Genomic DNA, 5,484 nt, shown 5'->3' on the forward strand with positions numbered 1-5,484 from the left:
CTCCGGCGGGGCGCATCAGCGCGGCCGCGCCCGCCTGGGGCGCGAGTCGGCCCGCCACCTCGGACATGGGAGCCAGCAGCGGCAGCGCCCCGTCGTCGGTCTGCACCGTCTCGTAGGCGATCGCGGTCGTGCCCGCCTCCAGCAGTGCCCGGGTGAGCGCCCCGTCCGCGGCGAGGTGCAGATAGGTGAACACCACCTGGTCCGCGCGCAGGTGGGCGTACTCGGCCGCGACCGGCTCCTTCACCTTGAGCACCAGCTCACCCTCGGCCCACACGTCCGCGGCGGTGCGCAGGACCGTGGCCCCGGCCGATTCGTACTCCGCGTCCGTGATCGCCGAACCGGCCCCCGCGCCGGTCTCGACGAACACCTCGTGTCCCCTGCGGGTGAGCTCGTCGACCCCGGTGGGGGTCAGTGCGACCCGGTACTCGTGCTTCTTCGTCTCCTGGGGGACGGCGATCCGCACGTCTGCCTCCTCGTTCTCGGCGCGGCCGGTGGGGGTCTCCCGGGGCCGCGGTCCACGTCCCGACCGTGGGTGCACGGTCGGAACGTCCATCCTCCCCACCGGCACAAGGAGTACCCGCTCCGCCGCGAGGTCCGACGGAGCGCACCGGCGGCCGATGCCCGGCGCTGGTCGGCGGTGTCCGGCTACCGCGCCGCGTGCAGTGCCCCGAGAGCGAGGTCGGCGAGCAGCTCGGCGAGTTCCGAGTCGGGCAGGTGGCGACTGTGCGGGGTGGAGTTCATCAGTCCGAACACGGCGTGCGCGGTGGACCGTGCGCGGGTGTCGTCCAGATGCGGGACGGCGGCACGGAGCGCGTCGACCCAGACCTCGACGTAGCGGCGCTGGAGCGCGCGCACCTGTCTCCGGTCGTCCTCGGTCAGGTTGGCCAGGTTGCGTTCCTGAACCGTGATCAGCGCGGGTTGGGTCAGGGCGAACTCGACATGGAACCGCACCAGCCCGGCCAGGACCTCGTGGGGTGGACCGTCGTGCCCGGCGTGTCCGAGAGCCCCGTCCAACAGGTACCGGCTGATCGAGGTGAGCATCTCGCCGAGCATGGCGTCCTTGCTGCGGAAGTGCCGGTACAGCGCCGGGCCGGAAATGCCCACGGCGGCGCCGATGTCGTCGATCCCGACGCCGTGGAATCCGCGGTCGGCGAACAACTCGGCCGCGGCCGCGAGGATCTCCTCGCGCCGACTCGCCTTGTCACCGCGGATCAGAGGGGAACCGGAGGACACCGGCACACTCTAGCGCTTTCGTTAGCGTGCGCTAATGGCGGGCCGACTTCCGGCGTAAGCCGTCCGGGTGGAGTTCGATTCCGGCTCCCCCTCCGGGAACCGGTCACCTGGTAAGCATTTTCCTCGGCCGATCGTCGTTGAAAGGGTGCGCCATGGTGGTGCGGACTCGTCGGTTCCTCGCAACGATAACAGTTTCGTTACTCGCACTGGTGGGGGGAGCCGTGTCGACGGCCGCCGCGCCCGCCGTCGACTACGTCGCCCTGGGCGACTCGTATTCCTCCGGGGTCGGGGCCGGATCGTACAACGATTCCGGCAATTGCAAACGCAGTTCCAACGCGTATCCGGCGCTCTGGGCGGACTCGCACCCGGTTTCCGACTTCGAATTCGCCGCCTGCCTCGGCGCCCGCACGTCCGACGTGATCAGTCAGGCGGCCGCGCTGGACGCGGGCACCACGCTGGTGACCCTGTCGGTCGGTGGGAACGACGCGGGTTTCACCGACGTGATGATCGACTGCACGCTCGGGACGGATCAGCAGTGCGTCGACCGGGTGGCCACCGCGAAGGACTACGCCACGACCACACTGCCCGGGCTGCTCGACGAGGTCTACGCCACGGTGACGGCCAACGCCCCGAACGCGGAGGTGATCGTGCTGGGGTATCCCCGCTTCTACGAGATCGGTGGTTCGTGCCGGGTGGGGCTGAGCGACACGAAACGGTCGGCGATCAACTCGGGTGCGGACACGCTGGCCGAGGTCACCGCACAGCGCGCGGCGGCCGCGGGCGTCACCTTCGTCGATGTGCGGGGCCACTTCGACGGCCACGAGATCTGCTCCGACGGCGAGTGGTGGCTGCACAGCCTCACCTGGCCCGTCGACGAGTCGTACCACCCGACCGCCGCGGGGCAGGCGTCCGGATACCTGCCCGCGCTGGAGTCCGTGACCGGTTGAGCCGGGCCGGCGCGGGACTGGACACCACCCGTTAGTGGCCGTTAACGTCGCATCGGACGTTAACGGCTGCTAACTTGAGGGTGTGATGGACACTCCGGCGCTGACCAGCTCCGTCGATCCCGACGGCGAGGCGGGTACCCGCAACGCCCGTGCGCACACCGAGCTGGTGGACGATCTCCGTGCCCGGCTGGCCGACGTGCGTCCGGGCGGACCCGAGAAGGCGCGGGCCCGGCACGTCGAGCGGGGCAAGCTGTTGCCCCGCGACCGGGTGGACGCCCTGCTCGACCCCGGCTCGCCGCTGCTGGAACTCTCCCCGCTGGCGGCCACCGGGCTCTACGACGACGAGGCCCCGGCCGCCGGGATCATCACCGGGATCGGCCGGGTGTCCGGCCGCGAGTGCGTGATCGTGGCGAACGACGCCACCGTCAAGGGCGGCACCTACTACCCGGTGACGGTGAAGAAGCACCTCCGGGCGCAGGAGGTGGCGCTGCACAACAACCTGCCGTGCCTCTACCTCGTCGACTCCGGCGGCGCGTTCCTGCCCCGCCAGGACGAGGTGTTCCCGGACCGGGAGCACTTCGGCCGCATCTTCTACAACCAGGCCACCATGTCCGCGCGCGGGATCCCGCAGATCGCGGCCGTGCTCGGGTCCTGCACCGCGGGCGGCGCCTACGTCCCCGCCATGAGCGACGAGGCGGTGATCGTGCGGAACCAGGGCACGATCTTCCTCGGGGGACCGCCGCTGGTGAAGGCCGCGACCGGGGAGGAGGTCACCGCCGAGGAACTGGGCGGCGGCGACGTGCACGCCCGGCAGTCCGGGGTGACCGACCACCTGGCCGCCGACGACGCCGACGCCCTGCGCATCGTGCGCTCCATCGTCGCCACCCTCGGCCCCCCACCGCCGCGTCCGTGGGAGACGGCGCCGGTCGAGGAACCCACCGTCGATCCGGACGACCTCTACGCGGCCGTGCCCGTCGACTCCCGCACTCCCTACGACGTGCGGGAGGTGATCGCGCGGGTGGTGGACGGCAGTCGGTTCGCCGAGTTCAAGAAGGAGTACGGCACGACACTGGTCACCGGTTTCGCCCACATCCACGGACACCCGGTGGGCATCGTGGCCAACAACGGGGTGCTGTTCGGGGAATCGGCGGCGAAGGGGGCCCACTTCATCGAACTGTGCGACCGGCGTTCGATTCCGCTGGTGTTCCTGCAGAACATCACCGGATTCATGGTGGGGCGCGACTACGAGGCCGGCGGCATCGCCAAGCACGGCGCGAAGATGGTCACCGCCGTGGCCTGTGCCCGGGTCCCGAAATTCACCGTGATCATCGGTGGATCGTTCGGCGCGGGCAACTACTCGATGTGCGGCCGGGCGTACTCGCCCCGGTTCCTGTGGATGTGGCCGAACGCCCGGATCTCGGTGATGGGGGGTGAACAGGCCGCCTCGGTCCTGGCCACGGTGCGCCGGGACGGTTTCGAGGCGCGGGGACAGGAGTGGTCGGCCGAGGCCGAGGAGGAGTTCAAGGAACCGGTCCGGGAGCAGTACGAGACGCAGGGCAACCCGTACTACTCCACCGCGCGCCTCTGGGACGACGGCGTGATCGACCCGAAGGACACCCGGACGGTTCTGGGACTGGCGTTGTCCACGGCGGGCAACGCGCCGCTCGAACCGGTCAACTACGGCGTCTTCAGGATGTGAGAGGCATGTTCGACACGGTTCTGGTCGCGAACCGGGGCGAGATCGCCGTCCGGGTGATCGCCACGCTCCGCCGGATGGGAATCCGCTCGGTGGCGGTCTACAGCGACGCCGACGCCGACGCCCGGCACGTCGCCGAGGCCGACGTCGCCGTCCGCGTCGGCCCGGCCGAGGCCACGCGGAGTTACCTGTCCGTGCCGGACATCGTGCGCGCCGCGGTGGACTCCGGTGCGCAGGCGGTGCATCCCGGCTACGGGTTCCTCTCCGAGAACGCCGCTTTCGCCCGTGCCTGCGCGGAGGCCGGGATCGTCTTCATCGGACCGCCCCCGTCGGCGATCGAGGGGATGGGCGACAAGATCCGCGCCAAGGACACGGTGTCCGCCGCGGGCGTTCCCGTGGTCCCCGGAGAGAGCGATGTGTCCGGGGTGGATTCCGTGGCGGCGGCCGCCGAACGGGTGGGCTACCCGGTACTGCTGAAGCCGTCCGCCGGTGGTGGCGGCAAGGGGATGCGCGTGGTGACCTCCCCCGACGGTCTGCCGGAGGCGGTGGAGTCGGCGCGGCGTGAGGCGCGCGGGGCGTTCGGCGACGACCGGCTGCTCGTCGAGCGGTTCGTCACCGCGCCGCGGCACATCGAGATCCAGGTGCTCGCCGATGCCCACGGTCACTGCCTGCACCTCGGGGAGCGGGAGTGCAGCCTGCAGCGGCGGCACCAGAAGATCGTCGAGGAGGCACCGTCGGCGCTGCTCGACGCGGACACGCGGGAGCGCATGGGACGGGCGGCCGTGGAGGCCGCCCGCTCGGTCGGCTACGTCGGCGCGGGCACCGTGGAGTGCATCGTCTCCGCCGACCGCCCGGACGAGTTCTTCTTCCTGGAGATGAACACCCGGCTGCAGGTGGAGCACCCGGTCACCGAACTGGTCACCGGGGTCGACCTGGTGGAGTGGCAGGTGCGTGTGGCGGCGGGGGAGCGGTTGACGCTGACCGCCGACGACGTACGCCTGGACGGGCACGCCGCCGAGGCCCGCGTCTACGCCGAGGACCCGTCCCGTGAGTTCGTGCCCACCGGGGGAACGGTGCTCGGCCTGGCCGAACCCGGGGCGGGCCACGTCCGGGTGGATTCCGGCCTGCACCCGGGCGCGGTCGTCGGCTCGCACTACGACCCGATGCTGGCCAAGGTCATCGCCTGGGGCCCCGATCGGGCGTCGGCGCTGCACCGGCTGGACCGTGCCCTCGCCGACACCGCGGTGCTCGGCGTGCCGACCAACGTGCCGTTCCTGCGGGCGCTCGTCCGGCACCCGGAGGTACGGCAGGGACGGCTCGACACCGCGCTGGTGGAACGCGAGCTCGCCACCCTGACGGCCGACGACGCGCCGGACGAGTTCCTCGTCGCGGCGGCGCTGGACCGGCTGGTGCGGCTGTACCCGGCGGGCCCGGTCGTCGACCCGTGGGACGTGCCGAGCGGATGGCGACTCGGAGGCAGTGCGGGGGTGACGTTCCTGCTGCGCGCCGAAACGACCGAGGCCCTGGTCCACGTCGAGGGCACGCCGGAGGCGGCGCGGGTGACCGTCGGCGACGGCGACCCGGTCGACGCCGCCGTGGCCGGCACCA

5 protein-coding genes are annotated in these 5,484 nt (G+C 71.5%); 3 read left to right on the plus strand and 2 right to left on the minus strand.

Annotation, left to right across the window (positions count from 1 at the left end; genetic code table 11):
• Both SACHA_RS21170 and SACHA_RS0108985 read right to left on the minus strand, forming a co-directional pair.
• On the minus strand, nt 1-463 hold a 463-nt coding region (locus SACHA_RS21170; protein WP_039738473.1), incomplete at its 3' end, for an alanine dehydrogenase.
• A gap of 182 nt (nt 464-645) precedes the next feature.
• On the minus strand, nt 646-1,233 hold the full coding sequence (locus tag SACHA_RS0108985) for an SACE_7040 family transcriptional regulator (protein ID WP_028663019.1): 588 nt from the start codon (nt 1,231-1,233) through the stop codon (nt 646-648).
• A gap of 152 nt (nt 1,234-1,385) precedes the next feature.
• Here SACHA_RS0108985 and SACHA_RS0108990 point away from each other — a divergent pair, with 152 nt between their 5' ends.
• The 3 genes from SACHA_RS0108990 to SACHA_RS21175 all read left to right on the plus strand — a co-directional run.
• On the plus strand, nt 1,386-2,180 hold the full coding sequence (locus tag SACHA_RS0108990) for an SGNH/GDSL hydrolase family protein (RefSeq protein WP_028663020.1): 795 nt from the start codon (nt 1,386-1,388) through the stop codon (nt 2,178-2,180).
• Between the two features lie 85 nt (nt 2,181-2,265).
• Nucleotides 2,266-3,879 carry a carboxyl transferase domain-containing protein gene (locus SACHA_RS0108995; RefSeq protein WP_028663021.1) on the plus strand — a complete coding sequence of 538 codons (1,614 nt, stop codon included), beginning with the start codon at nt 2,266-2,268 and terminating at the stop codon, nt 3,877-3,879.
• Nucleotides 3,880-3,884: 5 nt separating this feature from the next.
• Nucleotides 3,885-5,484: acetyl-CoA carboxylase biotin carboxylase subunit (locus SACHA_RS21175; protein ID WP_083935815.1), on the plus strand; the 1,600-nt coding region annotated here is incomplete at its 3' end.

Source organism: Saccharomonospora halophila 8, assembly GCF_000383775.1.
Lineage (GTDB): Bacteria > Actinomycetota > Actinomycetes > Mycobacteriales > Pseudonocardiaceae > Saccharomonospora > Saccharomonospora halophila.

Excerpts from the sequence above, each read along its gene's own strand:
- SACHA_RS0108990 (WP_028663020.1), top strand. The coding sequence starts at position 1,386 with ATGGTGGTGCGGACTCGTCGGTTCCTCGCAACGATAACAGTTTCGTTA.
- SACHA_RS0108995 (WP_028663021.1), top strand. The coding sequence starts at position 2,266 with ATGGACACTCCGGCGCTGACCAGCTCCGTCGATCCCGACGGCGAGGCG.